This is a genomic window from Moorena sp. SIO3B2 (assembly GCF_010692525.1).
GTDB lineage: Bacteria > Cyanobacteriota > Cyanobacteriia > Cyanobacteriales > Coleofasciculaceae > Moorena > Moorena producens.
The window spans coordinates 1-18,558 of sequence record NZ_JAAHHE010000061.1; the positions used below are offsets into that span (position 1 = coordinate 1).

The window sequence follows — 18,558 nt, forward strand, 5'->3', positions numbered from 1 at the left end:
AGGGATGGAAGCCCAAAGGGGGACGGAAACGCTCTAACCTCCGGCAAAGGTTTCATGGATGGCTCAAAGCAAAAATTCGCGATTTTACTGAGATGAAATGGGTTGAGTTAGGCGGCAAAGTAATAGAGGTTGTGGCAGCTTATACCTCCAAACTCGCCTACGATGGTTCCGGCAAGGTCAAACGTGATTCAAAAAATTATGCCCTAGCAACCTTCTCCTCAGGTAAGCGGTTTAATGCCGTTCGCGTAGCGTGGCCTACGGCCAATCTAAACGGCGCTTACAACATTGGTGCTAGAGGTGTGTTTAAACTCACTAACAGAAATGGTAGTGGGGGTCGTTCCAGCAAAAGCCCTGGACGATCGCCTAGAAGCTGGGCTTGCCTGTGTGAGTGCGATTCGTTGGTTAGAAACCTACCCCCTTGAGGGTCTGGGGGATTAACCGCCTGGTTCAATGAACCTTGACAACTTGATAACCATGTTGGTGAAATACCAACCCGGAGACAAAACCTTAGAATAGTGCAGCCTTAGTACAAAACCTTACTCCTATGATGCCTAACCTGCTGACCATAAAGGCTGCACTATTCTTTCGGTAACTTCTGACCCTCGTGAAATCCGAGTGACAGCCCTACCCCTACTTCAGAACTTAACAACCCTGGGGTAAAGCGGGGTCGAGTAGTGAAGCACTGCTAGTCTAAAGTGGTGTTAGTAACAGGCAATAGAATTCATGGGTACGAGAGGAAGATACGTCAGAATCATCGTCAGCAAGACGTAGTGAAATAAGGCTGAACCACTACGGACAAAATGTCAAAGGAGCATACAGGTTTATAAGGTTTCACATTCTTATAAAGATTTCCCTAAAGTTCCCGGTGAAAAGTATCACCCTAAAAGTTCAAAAGAATGGTTATCAGGAACGAAGTAACTTTTATATGTACTCTCAACACGGTCGGTTGTTGAGTAGGTAGTTAGCCGCAAGTCATATGAAAGAGGGATTGAGTCAGAAGCCAAAGCCTGGGGTAATACCCAGGATACGCACACAGACTCACGTTGTAGGAAAAAATATAGCTAGGAGTAGTAATGCATAAGTCCAAAACTCGGGGGTTCGCCCCACAGTCGGAATGGAATAGGGTTGATTGGCGCAGGCTAGAAAGAACCGTATTCAAGTTACAAAACCGGATATATCGAGCCTCTCAACGTGGCGATGTTCGCGTGGTTAGAAAACTCCAAAAAACCCTGATGAAATCCTGGTCAGCCAAAATGCTCGCAGTCAGGAAGGTGACCCAACAAAACAAAGGCAAGAAGACTGCCGGAATAGACGGGAAGAAAGCTTTAACCAGTAAGCAACGACTCGACTTAGTAGCCAGCCTAAAACTGTACAAGAAGCCCCAACCAACCCGCCGGGTCTGGATACCTAAACCTGGAAGAGATGAGAGACGGCCTCTAGGGATACCAACCATACATGACCGAGCACTACAGGCACTTGCCAAACAGGCATTAGAACCTGAATGGTCAGAAGTTACCGCAAGATAGTGGAGCCTTTATAGTTTTAAGGTTATGCAGAGAAGGTTTTAAGGCTTGTTAGTAAGGCTCCACTATCTAAGGTTTCGTCTCCGGGAAGCCAAATTTGAACCTAATTCATACGGGTTTAGACCGGGACGGTCATGTCACGATGCCATCGAAGCAATATTCAACAGCATCAAACAAAAGCCCAAATGGGTTTTAGATGCTGACATCGCCAAATGCTTTGAAAAAATCAATCATGATGCACTTCTAAGAAAATTAAATACTTACCCATCCCTGAGACGATTAATCAAGAACTGGTTAAAATCCGGGGTGATGGATAAGGGAACATTCTCCCAATCAAACGAGGGTACCCCTCAAGGCGGAATCATATCTCCGCTTTTAGCGAATATAGCCCTCCACGGAATGGAACAGAGAATTAAACAATATGCAAATTCTATGAAAGGAAATAAGACCAGAAATAGAGGAGCATTGAACTTAATTCGATACGCTGATGACTTTGTCATCATGCACAAAGACCGTTCAGTGATAGAAGAATGTCAAGAAATCATCAATGATTGGCTCAGTGATATTGGCCTGGAACTAAAACCAAACAAAACCAGAGTGACTCATACGACCATAGGATTTGACTTCCTTGGCTTCAACATCCGGCAATACACAGCCGGAAGAAATCACTCCAAACAAGGGTTTAAAACCATCATCAAACCATCAAGGAAGAGCGTAAAAGAGCACCTAGAGCAACTCTCGTCAGCAATTGACAATCACAAAGCCGCTCCTCAAGATGCCTTAATAAGGCACCTCAAACCTATCACAAGAGGATGGTGCAAATATCACAGCTCAGTCTGTAGCAAGGAAACCTACTCGAAGATAGACCACCTGCTCTGGAACAAACTTCAAAGATGGGGTTATAGGAGACATCCTAATAAATCAAAAACCTGGGTGAACAAAAAATATTGGGGAACTAAGGTTGAAAAACCAAAGAAACCATGGGAAGCCCCAAAAATAGATAACTGGGTATTCATGACCAACGAGGAGAATTACCTCCCCAAACACGCCAAGACCAAAATAGTCAGACACGTGAAGGTCAAAGAGACTCGGAGTCCATTCGATGGCGACCTAATTTATTGGAGTACCAGAATGCAGAAACACCCTGAAATGACCAGTCAAAAGGGAAGGCTTTTGAAAAGGCAAAAAGGGGTATGTACTCATTGTGGTCTCACCTTCGGCGTAGCCGACGCTTCGCGAACAGGGATGGAGATTCGATGGAAAAACACCACATAATACCACGCTCGCTCGGTGGAAATAACTCAGACAAAAATCTAGAGTTACTTCACCTACATTGCCACGATATAAAGCACGGAGAGAAAATCGACTCATCTGAGTTAGATGCCAATCCGTTCTAGAGGTACCAATGAAAATGGTTCCTATAATGAGGAGCCGTATGAGGGGAAACTCTCACGTACGGTTTTGAAGACGAGTCAGTGAGGCGACTCTCTGGCTTAGTTTAACTCTCTGGGTTAGGGATAACCAAAGATTAGCATAGGACACCTCCACCTCGGCGATAGCCAGGTGGGGGAAGCTTCATGATTTGACTATAGAAAACTACAGGCACGACCCGATTGTGCCTCTAGCCTGGACAATGTTCGGATTATCGTTAACTGGATCAGAAAAATTCTGGGGGTTCTACAAACATCACCCCAGTTACCAAGGTTTGTAGTTGCTCAGGAATTTGTAGATTGTCAACCGCAGCTTTGGGATAGGTAACGTCACTGCCATCTATCTCCTGGATCAGGGTTTTCTGCTGTGGTTGGAAGGAAACATTGAAAGTTGATTCCCACAGGGATTGCGGGGCTTGTACACTGATAGTCGGTCCAATGTGCAGGATCCGGAAGCCAAGTTGTTGTAGAGCTAAAGCAGCTTGTCTAGAGTGGTTGGGGGATGACTGAATTTCTGCTGAAATCGTGTTTTCCGGCATAGAACCCCTCCGATGGAAAGTCTGGCGTCGTTGATTTTTGGGTAGGGGCGACCCATTCGAGCCAGTAATTCGGGCAAGTAATTAATGGCTCAAACCCTAGGTTTTATGTGCTTTTGCTTCGCCCTCCCATAGGCTAACCTAGAGTTTCCCTCAATTAAGGGTAACTTGTCAAGCTATAGCGCTACCCCCGCTGGAATCCGGATTCTGGAATCCGGATTCCGGAATCGGGCGGGGGAAGAGTGTGGTTAGAGGGGCGGGTGCGCGTGGGGAGAGGCAGGGCTGTTTAATTCTTTGGCATAAATTGTCAGATCAATGGGATTGAAAGGAAGGTGGGGTGCTGGGGAGAGGTTTTTTTTGAGGTTAAAAATCCCTATCTCCCTATCTCCCTATCTCCCTACATCCCTACCAATCACATTTTAGTCGGACAATGAAACAGCGCTGTTTTGATAGTCCTGAATAGGACCGAAAAAATTCACCAGCTCTTTTCTGTAGATTAGCTCCAGGTCATGGAATCAAGTTTGGTGCCAGTTCAAAAGTGAGGGGATTTTTTTATTGGTATTAATTTATACACAAAAAATACAAAAGTTATACGTTTTATACGTTAGCGCTAACGCGATCGCAATCATCAGATTTGCAAACTATAAATATCAGTTAATTTACTTAACGTGATTTTACTGACAGCTCAGGCTATGATCGAGTTAGTCACACAATTAGTAAACCAATTAGTTACAGACTACAGTCAATTAATTAATTCAAATAACTAGGGCGTCTATAACATGAACATAACTAAATTTTTAAGCAGTGGATTAGTTTTAGGGTCTATAGTTTTGGGAGCAGTAGGACAAGCCCAGGCAGCTGATATCGTCAAGTCCTGGTTAGCCGATGAAGCTCATAGCAACCCAGACACATATTGGTCAGGACATGCTTTCTGGTTACCTGAGTTGGACTCAGGGAGATTTGTATTTGACACTTCAGGTATCTTTAATGAATACGATGATGGGAGTGCTAATTTGTTGGGTACCATCGTTTCCGAAAAAGATGATACTAAACAATGGGAGGTTGATATTTGGTTCGAGAGCACACCAGAACCTTGGGGAGGACCTAAAAAGGAACTACCGAAGTCTGAATACGTAGAAAAAGGTGGCCCCGTCGATACTAGTAATTGGCGCTACTATAACATGGATGAAACTCGGGCGACCTTAAGTGGCCTAGGTTTCTACGATGGCAAGGAACTGAATCTTTACCAAAGACCTGAAAATGGTAAATACGCCTTCCAGGTTGGGGTTGGAGCTAATGGCAAAAACACTAACTTTGGTATGTCTGGCTGGCTAGGTGCTACGGGTTCTTTTACTCTTAGCAATGCTGATATTAATGTTGATCTAACTCTGGATCCTAACCATCCTTCCAATTCTCAACCTGTTCCTGAACCCATGACAATGGGCTTGTTCAGCCTAAGCTTGCTGGGATTAAGTGTGACGTCATTAAAGCGCAAGTCTAAGGAATTGGTCTGACCTAGGAATTTTAAAGATTCCCGGATTTTTTCGTCGGCATAGCTGATTCAACCAGTTCTCTGTAGGAACTAGACCACTTTCTCGTAGTCTGTTCCTTTTTTAGGTTTTGTGGTAAGCATTCAGCTATCAGCTATCAGCTGTCAGTTCTCAGTTCTCAGTTCTCAGTTGTGACTTGGCCACTGACAAGTTTCTAGTTTCTAGTTTCTAGTTTTAAGTGACTATCAACCAAGAAGGATAAGTAGTAAACTGGATAGGTTATAAAACTAGTAAGCTCAAACTATTAATCTCAAAAGATTAAATAGTACATTAACTCAGATGTCAGCTGAGGATTAAGCTCAAGGCGTCGTTGAAGGTCAGCCAGATTACGGTATGGGCCACCATCAAAGCGATTTTGCATGATCGCTCTAGCTAAAAACAAGTCCACTGCTGGAATTTTCGTCAACTGTTCTAGAGATGCGGTGTTAGGGTTGACTAGCCCAGGCGTTACTAAACTCTCAGCATCGTAGTAACAAAACCTCAAAATTGGTTGCAAGGGTGTCAGACGTTGTACTGACCAACCTAGGGCAGCGGCCAAATCTTCTAAGCAGCAAAATTGCACACCGCTGCTGGTGAGTTCAAAAAGCGTCCGCGCCTGATGGATAGATATCCCTGGCAATCTCAGCCAATCATCCACACCAGCTTGATTCACATCAATGGTGAGCCCCAATTTGGCAGCTACAGCAATTTCTTCTGTGGATTGTAGCCGATAGTAGGGGTCACGCTTCAGCCTATGCTGAATTGATTGCTGATTTGGGTTTTGTCGAGTCTTGGGTGATAGCCAATCAAAAATTGCCATGAAACTCAAGCAATTAGGTCAAGTAATTGACGACGTTTTTGTTCAAATTCATACTCAGACACTAGTCCCTCCTGACGCAGGCTGTCTAGCTGTCTTAGGGCATCGGCAATTTCCCCTACCTTGGCTGGGTCAATCCCAGCCGATGGATTCTCTGAGGAAGATACTGTAGACTCAATACCGAGGTTAAAATTGAGGTCAAACTGATCTTGACTTTGTAGTAAATACCACACCCCCTCTATAGCACTAGCAATGCGAGGAATGGGTGTCCAACACAGGAGTAAGTACATTACTCCCCAGAAGGGTTGTCCGAGATAAAATTTGTGTAATCCACAAACGGGGAGCACTACCCCACTCAATGCCAGTAGGGAAGCGACTTTACGGCTTTTTGGCTTGCTCAACATACTTGCTTTGACCCGCGTTGAATAGCTTGGTGGAGATCCAAAAACTTTCAATCCTATGTTCCTATAATAATTACTTATCTCAGAGTCGAAACTTAGAGGTTACAGGTTATAGGTTGTTCCCGTAGCGTGGCCTTTTGGCCAAGGTTAACAGGTTACAGGTTAATAGGTTGAAGGTTCAACGGTCTAACCTTCAACGGTCTAACCTTCAACGGTCTAACCTTCAACGGTCTAACCTTCAACGGTCTAACCTTCAACGCTCCAACCTACCCTACAACGAACGCCTTGGGCGAACAACTGACTAATCTTCAACGGACTAATACGGAAAACCGAATTTTGTCCAGGTTTGACGCTACATTAAAATGTGATTAGAAGCGGCGATTGAGTACAACCAAACCGGTTGACAGGTAAGAGCAATGGGTTTTTTTGATTCGGAAATTGTCCAAAAAGAGGCAAAACAGCTGTTTGAAGATTACCAAGAGCTGATTAAATTGGGCAACGACTATGGCAAGTTTGACCGTGAAGGCAAAAAGATTTTCATCGATCAGATGGAACAGATGATGGAGCGCTATCGTATTTTTATGAAGCGCTTCGAGTTATCCGATGACTTCATGGCTCAGATGACCATAGAGCAGCTCAATACTCAGTTAGGTCAATTTGGGATCACCCCTCAGCAGATGTTTGACCAGATGAACATGACATTGGAGCGGATGAAGTCAGACCTAGAGAAGCAATTGTAGTCAGGAACGCCCTTGGTGGGGGTGGGTATACATGGACATCTGCCAAGACAGCTGAGAGCTTAGGGTCTTAGGCTCAGGATTGAGAGTGCCTTAGTAAGGAGCCGCCAATAATGACGGCTGATATCCCTAATTTATCTAGAATTTATCTAGATCGAGGACGCTTAAATTTTGAGGGTCGAGGGAAGTATCTCACTGGCTCGTTCCGCAAAGCGTAAGCCATAAACCTCCGCCAGATCGGTGCGGCATAGCCACCACCTGTTACCCCTCGCCCAAGGGGTCGGTTGTTGTCTCGACCAATCCAAACTGCGGTAGCCATCTGGGGTACATATCCCACAAACCATACATCTCGCTCTGAAGAGGTTGTTCCTGTCTTACCCGCCGCCTGACGCCCTATGTAGGCAGATTTTCCGGTACCTCCGTTAATTACACCGGTTAGGGTATGGTTAAGGGAAGCAACCGCCCATTGATCTAGCACCAGCTTAGGCTTAGGGGTATTATCTAGCAGCACATTGCCTTTACTATCGGTCACTCGGACAATTAAGGTAGTGTCAGAGTGCCAGCCATTATTGGCAAAAGTAGCATAGGCTCCTGCCATTTCCAATGGTGTTACCCCAACTGACCCTAGGGGTAAGGATAGCACCGGTTGCATCGGACTCTTAATCCCAAGGGTCTTAACCACATCAACGACTTTATCAAGTCCCACTCTCCTGCCAATCTTCACCGCTGGCACATTGCTCGATTGAACAATTGCGGTGCGAATGCTCATGGCACCAGAGTAGCCACCACCATAGTTTTTGGGTCTGTAATAGCCTCTACCATCTCGATAACGAACGGGGGTATCGTAAACAGTGGAACGGGGGGAATATTTACCTGTGGCAAAGGCAGTATAGTAAACAAATGGCTTAAAGGATGACCCAGGCTGACGTCGAGCTTGAGTAGCACGGTTGAATTTGCTCTTTTCATAGCTGTATCCCCCGACTATCGCTTTCACAAAATGGGTACGGGGGTCAACGGCGGCTAATGCCACTTGATTATCGTAAAGTCCACGGCGACGCAGGGTGTAATGAGCACGATTAATGATCTTTTCTGCCTGCTTTTGGAATTCGTAGTCAACCGTGGTCTGAACTCGCATTCCGCCCTTGGTGACCGCTTCCTGACCAAATCGCTCTTTTAACTCCACCACAGCAGCTTCTGTGACGAAAGGCAATTTACTGGTGCTCCAGGAAGTACTTTTCCCAATTAACAGGGGCTGTTCCTTAGCTTGTTTTTCTTGGGCTGCTGTAATCCATCCCAAATCCCGCATCCGCCTTAAGACAACGGCTTGTCGCTCTTTAGCTTTAGAGTAGTTGCTGAAGGGACTGTATTCTTCTGGGGACTGGATTAGCCCTGCCAACATGGCTGACTCCCCTAAGGATAGCTCAGATGCTGGCTTAACAAAGTAGCTGCGGGCAGCTGTTTCAATGCCATAGTTATTGTGACCCCAATAGATTTGATTGAGGTACAATTCCAAAATCTCGTCTTTAGAGAAGATTTGCTCAACTCGGATAGCGAGTACAGCTTCAGTGATTTTGCGGCTAAAGGTGCGTTGCCGAGTCAGAAACAGGTTTTTCACCAACTGCATGGTGATTGTAGAACCCCCCTCTACTACTGTCCCTTGTCTCCAGTTGACTAAAAAAGCACGACCGACGCTATTGGGGTTAACCCCATAGTGCATATAGAAGCGACTGTCTTCTATAGCTAGTACAGCCCGCTTGAGTTGAGGGTTGATTTGGCCGAATTCGAGCACTTCCCGATTCGCTTCCCCATGAAGGCTCACTAGAGGTCTACCCTTGACATCGTAAATGTAAGTTGTTTCTGTCGGTGTGTAGTTCCGGAGCATGCGCACATCTGGCAGGTTACGGAAGCTAGTCGCTAAGCCCACAAGTCCACCAGCTACAATCGAGCTAGCTAACATGGTAACCCCGAGGATAGTCCCTCCAGTTACCTGAGCCACCCCTTGCACAAACTGCAATACTTGTGAAGGCTTTCTTTTCCGATTTTTCCGATCTTGTGGTTGTCGAATAGTGCTATATGGCACGGTGATTTCATTTCCTTACTAAAGAACAGACATGTAAGCTAGGGGCTGTGCTTGGGGTGTTTTTTTTACTTCCTATAAGTACTTTCTATAAGACAATTCCAAGGATAGGTGGGCAGAGCAGGAATGTCTAGGACAATTATTTCTCGGTAAATTCCGGCAGTTACTTGCAAAAACTGTAAGTGTATCCATCTTTTCGGTGTATTGCTGATATATCTTGAGGGTTGCAGCTTTTATAGCCCTTCATTCCTAACGGGGTAAATCCAAAGCTTCCTTTACTTCTAGGAGTTACCTTGCCTATACCTAGTCTTTGATGTTTGGCTATGTCTCCAGTGACCCAGCCCTTAATTGGTTTTAATGGATTGTGCCTGACGGGGTAACCGTACTTGTTGAGTGCTGCTTTTTGTCTGCCTCCCTGCCCTTTGCAAGTAACTAACAGTGGCTGAGACGTTTTCAAGACTAAGGTCTCAATATCCCCAACGCAAGCAGCATCAATCCAGTGCTCCTTAGGAAGACCCAGTCTAGTCCGGTTGTACTTGGTCTGCGCTCCGGTTCCAGTAACTACAAACTTGATATTTTGGAGTACTTTCACTAACTTGTTACGAGTTGCATTTACCGCTGCCGCATCCAATAATGGTTGTTTGGCTTTAGTTTTGATTTTTTGGAGTAAACTTGGCTTCTTTTTTAGGAATTCCTCTATAGGTTTGTTTCCTTTTCGTTTATTACATTTTTCGCAGGCTAAGCAGAGATTACTGACTCGATTACTTCCACCAAATGACTTTGGGTGAATGTGCTCGATCTGCAAGGGAACAGACTGTTTACCGCAATAGGTACATTCTCTTCCCCATTTATCAAGTAAGTACTCCCTAACTTCGTAGCCAGCTAGTTCACCTTGTTGGTACTGAATACCATTGATTTCGGGATTCGGCATTTTCTGGGTATCAAACTTAACTCTTTCGACCCAAATTTCATTGACCGGGCAAAACTTGGTTAATCGCTTTACCCACGTTTCAATAGTCGAAACCCTGTGTTCTAGGCTGGGTGGGAGCCAAGCCTCTGAACGTTTGCGATTAAAAAACCGTGGCTTTCTGTAACGGGTGTGACGATTACGTCTTCGGTGCCTTACAGCTTTTCTAGACTCTAATTTTTTATTGATCAACCCTCCTCTGTGTTCTAACTCCATTCCCCAAATGATTTGGTTGTTTTGGACTAGAGCAAATCCAGTTGTTTGGCTACCAGGATCAATCTTAATTTTACAAGGTGATACAATTGGATTATCAATCGCTGTTTTTAAGATGATCGTGAACGGGTACATCCGAAAAACAGCAGCTTTACCTTTGTCTAACAACCGACGAGCTTTCTTTGGTGGAATAGGGTTTAATGGCTGCTTGTTTGTGTCAATAACAAATACATACTTTGGCATTTTTAGTGCTCTCAATTTGGTAATGTGTTCCTTGACAATGTTGGGATGGCTTGTTGGGCTAACCACACATTTGCCTTTGTCTTAATGATTAGCGACAGAGCCAGAAGCTGGAGTTCACCTCTGGGTGTCATAACCAAACCAACCTAGGAATCGCACCTGAGTCTGCATCCTAGTTGGCAATCCCGGAGATTACCGGGAATTCCCTAGGCTTTGGCTAGGAGGATTACTTACAAGTCTTGAGCATCGAATTTCTTAATAATGCCAGGACGTTATGGATAAGTGTCAAGCCCTACAGGTAAGCTTCTACTTAAGCTTCAACTACTGTAGCGATAAATAATTTTTGAATTAAAGCTAATTCTAGCCAATTCATACCATTTTGTATTCTACGACGGTCATTTCCCGTCTTGATGCAGTCCCTGTGGCAGATGCATCCACCGATTGAACCCTTGAGAGCCTAAAGCATGGGGGATTTAATCCCTATCTTACAAGCGATGCAGCGCCGCCAAAGGGGGTTCCCCCCATGAGCGACTGCATCAAGAAGAGTGGGCAAAAGCCGCATCTCGTAACAGTTGTCAACGGTTTTTTGTATAATAGTTAGCGGCATTTAGACATGGTTTTGGCAAGTGTCGGTCTAGCTGCTTAGAATTTGTAAACGATCCTTAGGATAAATTTAAACAATCTGTACTAACCTAGTTAATTGCCAACCATAGTCCCAACCAATGTCAAATTTTGAAATTCCCCTTTCTAACCAGCTAGCTTGGCTAGACAGAGGTACCAGTGAAATTTTTCCCCTACAACCGGATTCTCAGGATCCGAGTGAAAATCTAGCTATTCGGCTCAAGCAAGCTGAGCGTCCCTTACGGGTCAAGTTAGGTATAGACCCAACCGGTGCGGATCTCCACTTAGGTCATAGTATCCCAGTCAGAAAACTACGGGCATTCCAAGATGCTGGTCATACCGCTGTCTTAATTATTGGTGACTTTACCGCTAGAATCGGTGACCCTACCGGGAAGTCTGAGGTACGTCGCCAGTTGACACCAGCTCAGGTCAAGGAAAATGCTGAAACTTATCTGTCACAGGTGCGCCCTATTCTAGATTTTGATACCCCAGGACGGCTAGAAATTCGCTATAACTCTGAGTGGCTTAACCAGTTGGATTTGTCTGAGATTATTGAGTTGTTAGCCACTATGACCGTAGGGCAAATGCTGGCGAAGGAAGGGTTTGCTGAACGCTATCAACAACAAAATCCTATTTTCCTCCATGAGTTTCTCTACCCATTGATGCAGGGCTATGATTCTGTGGCAGTCAAGGCTGATGTGGAGTTAGGGGGAACTGACCAAAAGTTTAATATTGCCTTGGGACGGGATTTACAACGGCATTTTGGGCAATCTCCCCAGTTCGGCTTACTGCTGCCAATTTTGATTGGGACGGATGGGATACAGAAAATGTCTAAGTCTTTGGGGAATTATGTGGGCTTGTCAGATGATCCCCTGACCATGTACTCGAAGCTGGAGGGCACACCAGATCATCTATTGACGCAATATTTTGAGCTGTTGACTGATGTGCCATTGGATCAGCTTCCAGAACAGCCACGGGAGCAGCAAAAACAATTGGCTCTGACTATTGTGACCCAATATCACGGTGAAGCAGCGGCAAAAGAAGCTCAGCAGGCAGCACTAAACTTAGTAAAGGGTAGCACTACTGGTACGGGGGATTCTGTGCCAGAATTTTCATTGTCTTCTGTGGACTTTCCCGCTAAGTTGTTCTATATCCTTAAAGAATCCGGTTTGTGCCAAAGTAGTGGCGAAGGCAGGCGACAGATTCAAGGGGGAGGTGTTAAGTTGGATGGCGATCGCATTTCAGCGGTTGACCAGACCTTTGATTCCCCTGATCAATTGGTGGGAAAGGTTTTGCAGGTGGGGAAAAAGAAGTTTGCCCGTTTAGTTAGTTGAAGGTATCAATGAAGGTTAGAAGGTTAGAAGGTTAGAAGGTTAGAAGGTTAGAAGGTTGAAGGTTGAAGGTTAGGAGGTTGAAGGTTAGGAGGTTGAAGGTTGAAGGTTAGGAGGTTGAAGGTTGAAGGTTAGGAGGTTAGGAGGTTGAAGGTTGAAGATCGGATTATTGTTCCTTTGGATGTGCCGAGCAAAGAAGATGCGATCGCATTAGTGGAGCAGTTGCCTGAGGTTAGCTTTTGGAAAGTAGGGCTGGAACTGTTTGTGAGCACTGGTTCTGAGATTATTCATACTCTCAAACATCGGCAAAAGCGGATATTTCTGGATCTTAAATTTCACGATATCCCCAATACGGTCGCTGGAGCAACAAGGGTTGCAGCCGCCTATGGTGTGGACTTAATCACCATTCATGCTGTTGCTGGTCGCAATGCTCTCAAACGAGCGGCTGAAGCGGCAGTTGAGGGAGCTTTGACAGCGGGATGTCCCCCCCCAAAGTTAATTGGTATTACTCTACTCACCAGTCTCAATTCCCGGGATTTGGCCTTTGACCTGAAAATTCCGATCGAGTTGCCCGAATTTGTCTTACAAATGGCACTACTCGCTCAAGAGTCAGGTTTGAATGGGGCAGTGTGCTCCCCCATGGAAGTATCACAGCTACGACAAGTGTGTGGTGATGATTTTCTCCTGGTTTGTCCAGGAGTACGCCCCCAATGGTCAGAAAAAGGTGATCAACGACGGGCAATGACCCCACTAGCTGCTCTACAAGCTGGTGCAGATTACCTAGTTATAGGGCGACCAATTACCGCTGCTGACGACCCAGTGGCTGCCTGGAATAGGATTTGTGAGGAATTAGCTGGTACTGGTGTATAGCTTTCAGCTGACGGGATTACTTCTAATTGCTTACTTGGGATTACAGATTAATGGGTTGAACCTTAGCAAGTTGAACCTAGAAGGTTTCCCAGAAAACTTTCAACTACACTTCTTTCAGAAGTTGGGAACAGGGAACAGGGAACAGGGAACAGTGGACAAGAATTCACGAAAACAGTATCAGAAAACTACTTTTGAAAGAGGTCTACTGTTGAACCTACCCTTCTCGAACGCCTTTGGCCAACAACCTACCAACTTTCAACTGACCAACCTTCAACCTGTCAACCTTCAACCTGTCAATCTTCAACCTGTCAACCTTCAACCTGTCAACCTTCAACCTGTCAACCTTCAACCTGTCAACCTTCAACCTGTCAACCTTCAACCTGTCAACCTTCAACCTGTCAACCTTCAACCTGCCAACTTTCAACCTACTAACCTTCAACCTCCCAACCTTCAATCTGCCAACCTCCAACCGACCAACCTTAACCCTTCAAGGTTCCTCCGACCTGCCAACCTTCAACCTTCACCCCGTCCAACCTGTTCGGTAGAGGTGGAAACCTTAACCTCCCTATTGCTGAAGGATTTACCTAGCTATGCCAATCGAGTGATTCAGAGGGCGCGGCGCTCAGACTCCACTGTGGACAATTTCAGTTATGTAATCGTGGCAGGAAAGCCAGAGTTTGAACCTCTGCCCCTTAAGTCCTTTCAATCCACGACTGTACCTAACCCAACGGATAGCGAAGCACTTCAACAAATCTTTCTAACTACCCTAGAGCGCAAGTATTTCAAGGATAAAGCTGTAGAGTTTCAGAATTATCACTGGCTATTTTTGACCAAAAGCTCTGATGGCTGGCGCTTAGTGATGATTTTTTCCCGTATTGGTTCTGTTTCAGAAGGCAAACTTCCTACACCGCCACGGGAAAGTACTAATGGTGTTATTGGTCAAGCGGTTAAGACTTGGCTCCGGGATTGTCGTGCTGGGACAATTCGAGCCTTTGAACAGAATCCCGTCAATTCCCGTCCTTGAGACAGCAAAGCATTCAGCCGTCAGTGGTCAGCCGTCAGTGGTCAGCCGTCAGCTTATTTTATTCAAAAGCACCGATTGCGCTACGGGCATCAGCTGATAGCTGATACGCGACACGCTGATAGCTTACGTTTAGAAAGATTTAAGAATTTAGCGCTGATTTCCTTCACTCTTCTAAAATCTCTACTAAGTCCTGAACCATTACATCAAACGTCCTGGCTAATTTATCCATAGAAGTATAGTCAATTGTTTTTAGACCAGGACAGCGGGCATAGTGTCTTACAGTGCTGTAAATCACTCCGGAACGGTCAGAAACTTCCTTGAGTGTCCAGCCCTTCTCCTGTGCTAGTTCTCGTACTTTCAGTCTGACTAAACCCATACTTGACAATTGATGAAGTTTATAGTTTAATAGTTCAATCGAGCAAACTATGAAAAGCGATCGCCCTCAAAAAATTTAAACACCAGGGCGATCGCACATAGCAAACCTCATGTCAAGAAACATGGAGGTAATACTAATTATGTTAACAACACCTAGCCATAAATTACCCGTAGTCACCGTATCTAAAATCAACCATAAATCGCGAGTGGTTCATCCACTGGCACGATTTGTCACTGAAAATACGGTAGCCTTGTTTTTTAATATCCAACCAGAGGAAATTTATCGCATCGATTGCTGGCAGCACGTTGTTTACGTACACGCCAAAGGTGTCAGTCAATTTGTCAGCTACGCCGATTTTCCGCCAATTTTAGGGGTAGACCCCCCAAAAACTGGAGATTACGACCGCTGGCTTAAACGGCGGGACAAAAGGCACAAATCCAAGCAATCCCTGGGTTTTTGGAGCCGATTCTACGCCCAGCAGTTTAAGCAAGCTTCCTCAAAGCTTAATCTTTATCAGTGGGGAAAATTGGTTGGTCTAGTCAAACGTGTACTTTTTGAGGCAGAATTGCAACAATTGCGGCAAATGTATGTGAACGAGAAAAGTTGGTGGGACGATTTTTGACTAGATACTATATCCTGATTCTATTGAGTCTTCTGTGTTTAACTGGCTGTAATTCCCCTGATAGTGCAGTTTTACAGTCCAACCAGGACAGTACTTTGAAGCTACTGTACTGGCAAGCACCCACTATCCTCAATCCCCATCTTTCTAATGGTTACAAGGATTCCGAAGCGAGTCGGATTACCCTTGAACCTCTGACTAGTTATGACAAAAATGGGGAGATGGTTCTGTTTTTGGCAGCAGAAGTTCCTACGGTAGAGAATGGTGGAATTGCTGCTGATGGTAAGTCGGTGACTTGGAAACTAAAGCGCAATGTAAAGTGGTCCGATGGCACCCCTTTCACCGCTGCTGATGTGGTGTTCACTTATGAGTTCATCACCAATCCAGCCGTAGGTTCGACTACTGCTAGTACCTATAAAACTATCAAAAACGTTGAAGCAATCGACGACTACACAGTCAAAGTCAACTTCAAGGATGTTAATCCAGCTTGGTTTTTAGTCTTTTCCGGTAGTGATGGCATTATTTTGCCACGGCATTTATATCAAGATTTCAATGGTGCCAATGCACGACAAGCGCCAGCCAACTTGATGCCTGTAGGAACCGGTCCTTATCAGGTCGTAGAATTTAAGCCAGGGGATACTGTAGTTTATCAGCCAAACCCTAACTTCCGAGAAGCCGATAAACCCTATTTCGAGCGAGTAGAACTAAAAGGCGGTGGTGATGCTACCTCTGCTGCTAGAGCAGTCTTACAAACCGGCGATGGGGATTATGCCTACAATCTGCAAGTGGAAGCACCGGTGTTGAAGCGACTGGAAGCGGGGGGTAAAGGTAAAGTGGTGGCTATCTTTGGGGCGTTGGTAGAACGGATTTTAATCAATCAAACCGACCCCAATCAACAAGCCCCCTCTGGAGAACGGTCTAGTGTCAAATTTCCCCATCCGTTCTTCAAAGACAAGCGAGTGCGTCAGGCTTTTAACCTAGCCCTAGACCGGGAAACCATTGCCCAACAGCTTTATGGACCAACGGGCAAAGCCACAGGGAATTTCTTAGTGTTACCAGAGCAATATAAGTCTCCCAATACTACCTATGAATTTAACCCTAAAAAAGCGGTAGCCTTGTTGGAGGAAGCAGGCTGGAAAGATACCAATGGTAACGGGATTCGGGATAAAGATGGGGTGGAGATGACCGTGTTGTTTCAGACTTCGGTCAATCCCGTGCGCCAGAAGACTCAGGAAATTGTCAAACAGACCCTAGCCTCGATTGGGGTTGGGGTAGAACTCAAGAGTATTGATGCTAGTATTTATTTCTCTGGTGATCCAGCCAACACCGATACTAACCAACGCTTCTATGCTGACCTACAAATGTTCACCACAGGGAATGATAGCCCCGACCCTGGTGCGTATCTGAAAACCTATACCTGTGATGAAATTTCCCAGAAAGCTAATCAATGGTCTCGAAAAAATGTCTCTCGCTACTGTAATCCGAAATACGATCAGCTTTGGCAGCAGTCTACAAAGGAGTTAGACCCAGAAAAACGTCGGAAAATCTTTATCCAGATGAATGACTTACTGGTTAAAGATGATGTGGTAGTTTTGCCCATTGTCCATCGGGCTGACGCAGCTGGGTTTAGCAATCAGCTGGAGGGTTATGACTTGACACCATGGGATCGCAATACTTGGAATATTATGGATTGGAAGCGGAAGTGATAGTTATTCCTAATTTTTCAAGTTTCAAGTTTCAATTAACGTCAGCTATCAGCTATCAGCTATCAGCTATCAGCTATCAGCTAGGAGGGATTTTAACTATAGGGGGTCGAATGAGTAAAATGAGCAGGGATTTTCAACGAGCCGTACCAGCATAAGCTTGTTTACTACCTCCTGTTCATTAGCTGACGGCTGTTCGCGTAGCGTGGCCAACGGCCAACGGCTGATAGCTGAATGCTTACAAATTAACTAATAATCAATTTCAATGACGCGATACTTAATTAATCGTCTTTTAGTTTCTATTCCCACCTTGATTGCTATCAGTATCGTAGTATTCGGTATCCTGGCCTTAGCACCTGGAGACCCGATGGGGGAATTTGCCACTAATCCTTCGATTACCCCAGAAGTGCGGGAAAATATTCGTCGAGCCCTTGGTTTAGACCAACCCATCCCGATTCGGTATATTAAATGGGCGTGGTCATTTATCCAAGGGGATATGGGATACTCCTTCACTAGCCGTAGTCCTGTTAGTGCCCTAATGCTCCAGCGTTTACCTACTACGTTATGGGTTGTAGGTTCCGCTTATATTTTTGCTGTATTGCTGGCGTTTCCCTTAGGAATAATTTCGGCACTTAAACGTTACTCTATCTTTGATAACATTGTCACCACCCTGGCTTTTCTAGGATTTTCTCTACCAACCTTTTTCACTGGTTTGCTGTTCATTATTCTGTTTAGTGTCCAGCTAAATTGGTTACCGTTTATCTACGACAGCACCCTGAAGGTAACAGATTGGAATAGTTTTGTTATCCAAGTCAAGCAGTCTATCATGCCCATCGTAGTATTAGGCTTATTTCAAGCAGCAGTATTGATGCGTTTTATTCGTTCATCCATACTCGAACAGCTAAATCAAGACTACGTGCGTACTGCTTATGCTAAGGGATTACATCAATTTGTAGTGGTCAATCGCCATATCTTACGGAATGCTCTGATTCCGGTTGTTACCTTAGTCGCCCTAGATATTCCTACTGTATTCACTGGTGCTTTAATCACTGAACAAGTATTCCGAGTACCTGGAATTGGTGCTTTGCTGATTGATTCTATCTATCGAAACGATACACCAGTAGTGATGGCGATTACCTTTATCTACGCTATTTTAATTGTAGTCTTTAATCTAGTCGCTGATATCCTTTATGGCATTCTAGATCCGAGAGTTCAGATAATATAGTAGGGAACAGGGAACAGGGAACAGGGAACAGGGATTAGGGAGTAGGGATTAGGGATTAGGGAATAAAAACTATCACAATTCATGATATAAATGCTATAGCTAACTGAGGTCTACAGCAGTCTATATTATAGCGTTTATCGCAGTTATGAGGTACGCTTATCAACCTCAAAGTCCCCCTTATTAAGGGGGATTTAGGGGGGTCATTTTGTACCTTATGGGATATAGAATTGCTATATAATGAGGTACACAGAATTTTTAAACTATTACTTATTAGAACTTAACTGCTCCCTGCTCCCTGCTCCCTGCTCCCTAAAATTTA

17 protein-coding genes and 2 pseudogenes are annotated in these 18,558 nt (G+C 44.9%); 13 read left to right on the plus strand and 6 right to left on the minus strand.

Annotated features, from left to right (window positions below; translation table 11 throughout):
- The 4 genes and pseudogenes from F6K38_RS15860 to F6K38_RS15880 all read left to right on the plus strand — a co-directional run.
- A pseudogene (locus F6K38_RS15860) lies at positions 1-422 on the plus strand (IS200/IS605 family accessory protein TnpB-related protein); the annotation flags it as partial.
- Between the two features lie 651 nt (positions 423-1,073).
- Positions 1,074-1,505, plus strand: a pseudogene (locus F6K38_RS15870) (reverse transcriptase N-terminal domain-containing protein); the annotation flags it as partial.
- Between the two features lie 66 nt (positions 1,506-1,571).
- Complete coding sequence (locus F6K38_RS15875; protein ID WP_287256204.1) at positions 1,572-2,798, plus strand: reverse transcriptase domain-containing protein; 1,227 nt, start codon at positions 1,572-1,574, stop codon at positions 2,796-2,798.
- Entirely contained in the window at positions 2,780-2,920 is a 141-nt protein-coding gene (locus F6K38_RS15880; protein ID WP_287256206.1) for an HNH endonuclease, read from the plus strand. The genes F6K38_RS15875 and F6K38_RS15880 overlap by 19 nt, the downstream gene beginning before the upstream one ends.
- Positions 2,921-3,180: 260 nt before the next feature.
- On the opposite strand, the gene F6K38_RS15885 is transcribed toward F6K38_RS15880, so the two are convergent.
- A complete protein-coding gene (locus tag F6K38_RS15885) occupies positions 3,181-3,492 on the minus strand; it encodes a hypothetical protein (RefSeq protein WP_008185223.1) in 312 nt (103 codons plus the stop codon).
- 776 nt (positions 3,493-4,268) lie between these two features.
- On the opposite strand from F6K38_RS15885, the gene F6K38_RS15890 reads away from it, so the two are divergent.
- A complete protein-coding gene (locus F6K38_RS15890; RefSeq protein WP_287250715.1) occupies positions 4,269-5,003 on the plus strand; it encodes an SP85-like N-terminal domain-containing protein in 735 nt (244 codons plus the stop codon).
- 286 nt (positions 5,004-5,289) lie between these two features.
- On the opposite strand, the gene F6K38_RS15895 is transcribed toward F6K38_RS15890, so the two are convergent.
- Positions 5,290-5,838, minus strand: a complete 549-nt coding sequence (locus F6K38_RS15895; protein ID WP_008185217.1) for a ComEA family DNA-binding protein — start codon at positions 5,836-5,838, stop codon at positions 5,290-5,292.
- 5 nt (positions 5,839-5,843) lie between these two features.
- Positions 5,844-6,239, minus strand: a complete 396-nt coding sequence (locus F6K38_RS15900) for an NINE protein (protein WP_008185215.1) — start codon at positions 6,237-6,239, stop codon at positions 5,844-5,846.
- Positions 6,240-6,373: 134 nt separating this feature from the next.
- Between F6K38_RS15900 and F6K38_RS15905 the strand changes: the two genes are divergently transcribed.
- Both F6K38_RS15905 and F6K38_RS15910 read left to right on the plus strand, forming a co-directional pair.
- A complete protein-coding gene (locus F6K38_RS15905; protein WP_081431903.1) occupies positions 6,374-6,541 on the plus strand; it encodes a pentapeptide repeat-containing protein in 168 nt (55 codons plus the stop codon).
- 111 nt (positions 6,542-6,652) lie between these two features.
- Complete coding sequence (locus tag F6K38_RS15910) at positions 6,653-6,976, plus strand: DUF1825 family protein (RefSeq protein WP_008185214.1); 324 nt, start codon at positions 6,653-6,655, stop codon at positions 6,974-6,976.
- A gap of 142 nt (positions 6,977-7,118) precedes the next feature.
- Here the strand turns inward: F6K38_RS15910 and F6K38_RS15915 are convergent, their stop codons facing one another.
- Together F6K38_RS15915 and iscB are read right to left on the minus strand one after the other, a co-directional pair.
- The gene (locus tag F6K38_RS15915; RefSeq protein WP_008185213.1) at positions 7,119-9,053 is read right to left on the minus strand and encodes a transglycosylase domain-containing protein; all 1,935 of its coding nucleotides are present in this window, start codon (positions 9,051-9,053) and stop codon (positions 7,119-7,121) included.
- Between the two features lie 160 nt (positions 9,054-9,213).
- Positions 9,214-10,473, minus strand: a complete 1,260-nt coding sequence (gene iscB, locus F6K38_RS15920) for an RNA-guided endonuclease IscB (protein WP_008185212.1) — start codon at positions 10,471-10,473, stop codon at positions 9,214-9,216.
- Between the two features lie 719 nt (positions 10,474-11,192).
- On the opposite strand from iscB, the gene tyrS reads away from it, so the two are divergent.
- The 3 genes from tyrS (at position 11,193) to F6K38_RS15935 (ending at position 14,316) form a co-directional block, all read left to right on the plus strand.
- Positions 11,193-12,425, plus strand: a complete 1,233-nt coding sequence (gene tyrS, locus F6K38_RS15925; RefSeq protein ID WP_287250712.1) for a tyrosine--tRNA ligase — start codon at positions 11,193-11,195, stop codon at positions 12,423-12,425.
- A gap of 144 nt (positions 12,426-12,569) precedes the next feature.
- Positions 12,570-13,292: an orotidine-5'-phosphate decarboxylase gene (gene pyrF / locus F6K38_RS15930; RefSeq protein WP_008185210.1), complete on the plus strand. Its 723-nt coding sequence runs from the start codon at positions 12,570-12,572 to the stop codon at positions 13,290-13,292.
- Positions 13,285-14,316 carry a pentapeptide repeat-containing protein gene (locus F6K38_RS15935; RefSeq protein WP_008185209.1) on the plus strand — a complete coding sequence of 344 codons (1,032 nt, stop codon included), beginning with the start codon at positions 13,285-13,287 and terminating at the stop codon, positions 14,314-14,316. Before pyrF ends, F6K38_RS15935 begins: the two co-directional genes overlap by 8 nt.
- 163 nt (positions 14,317-14,479) lie before the next feature.
- Here the strand turns inward: F6K38_RS15935 and F6K38_RS15940 are convergent, their stop codons facing one another.
- On the minus strand, positions 14,480-14,692 hold the full coding sequence (locus F6K38_RS15940; protein ID WP_008185208.1) for a helix-turn-helix domain-containing protein: 213 nt from the start codon (positions 14,690-14,692) through the stop codon (positions 14,480-14,482).
- 139 nt (positions 14,693-14,831) lie between these two features.
- On the opposite strand from F6K38_RS15940, the gene F6K38_RS15945 reads away from it, so the two are divergent.
- From F6K38_RS15945 to F6K38_RS15955, 3 genes are all read left to right on the plus strand, one after another.
- Positions 14,832-15,314 (plus strand): hypothetical protein, encoded by a 483-nt coding sequence (locus F6K38_RS15945; RefSeq protein WP_008185207.1) that lies wholly within the window; start codon positions 14,832-14,834, stop codon positions 15,312-15,314.
- A complete protein-coding gene (locus F6K38_RS15950) occupies positions 15,311-17,017 on the plus strand; it encodes a peptide ABC transporter substrate-binding protein (protein ID WP_287295456.1) in 1,707 nt (568 codons plus the stop codon). Before F6K38_RS15945 ends, F6K38_RS15950 begins: the two co-directional genes overlap by 4 nt.
- A gap of 262 nt (positions 17,018-17,279) precedes the next feature.
- Positions 17,280-18,239: an ABC transporter permease gene (locus tag F6K38_RS15955; protein WP_008185204.1), complete on the plus strand. Its 960-nt coding sequence runs from the start codon at positions 17,280-17,282 to the stop codon at positions 18,237-18,239.
- The last annotated feature ends 319 nt before the right edge of the window (positions 18,240-18,558 follow it).

What these genes read in the sequence shown, in the direction of transcription:
- F6K38_RS15900 (WP_008185215.1), bottom strand. Translation starts at nt 6,239, where the DNA reads ATGTTGAGCAAGCCAAAAAGCCGTAAAGTCGCTTCCCTACTGGCATTG.
- iscB (WP_008185212.1), bottom strand. Translation starts at nt 10,473, where the DNA reads ATGCCAAAGTATGTATTTGTTATTGACACAAACAAGCAGCCATTAAAC.
- F6K38_RS15880 (WP_287256206.1), top strand. Translation starts at nt 2,780, where the DNA reads ATGGAAAAACACCACATAATACCACGCTCGCTCGGTGGAAATAACTCA.
- F6K38_RS15910 (WP_008185214.1), top strand. Translation starts at nt 6,653, where the DNA reads ATGGGTTTTTTTGATTCGGAAATTGTCCAAAAAGAGGCAAAACAGCTG.
- F6K38_RS15885 (WP_008185223.1), bottom strand. Translation starts at nt 3,492, where the DNA reads ATGCCGGAAAACACGATTTCAGCAGAAATTCAGTCATCCCCCAACCAC.
- F6K38_RS15895 (WP_008185217.1), bottom strand. Translation starts at nt 5,838, where the DNA reads ATGGCAATTTTTGATTGGCTATCACCCAAGACTCGACAAAACCCAAAT.
- F6K38_RS15955 (WP_008185204.1), top strand. Translation starts at nt 17,280, where the DNA reads ATGACGCGATACTTAATTAATCGTCTTTTAGTTTCTATTCCCACCTTG.
- F6K38_RS15945 (WP_008185207.1), top strand. Translation starts at nt 14,832, where the DNA reads ATGTTAACAACACCTAGCCATAAATTACCCGTAGTCACCGTATCTAAA.
- F6K38_RS15940 (WP_008185208.1), bottom strand. Translation starts at nt 14,692, where the DNA reads ATGGGTTTAGTCAGACTGAAAGTACGAGAACTAGCACAGGAGAAGGGC.
- tyrS (WP_287250712.1), top strand. Translation starts at nt 11,193, where the DNA reads ATGTCAAATTTTGAAATTCCCCTTTCTAACCAGCTAGCTTGGCTAGAC.
- F6K38_RS15890 (WP_287250715.1), top strand. Translation starts at nt 4,269, where the DNA reads ATGAACATAACTAAATTTTTAAGCAGTGGATTAGTTTTAGGGTCTATA.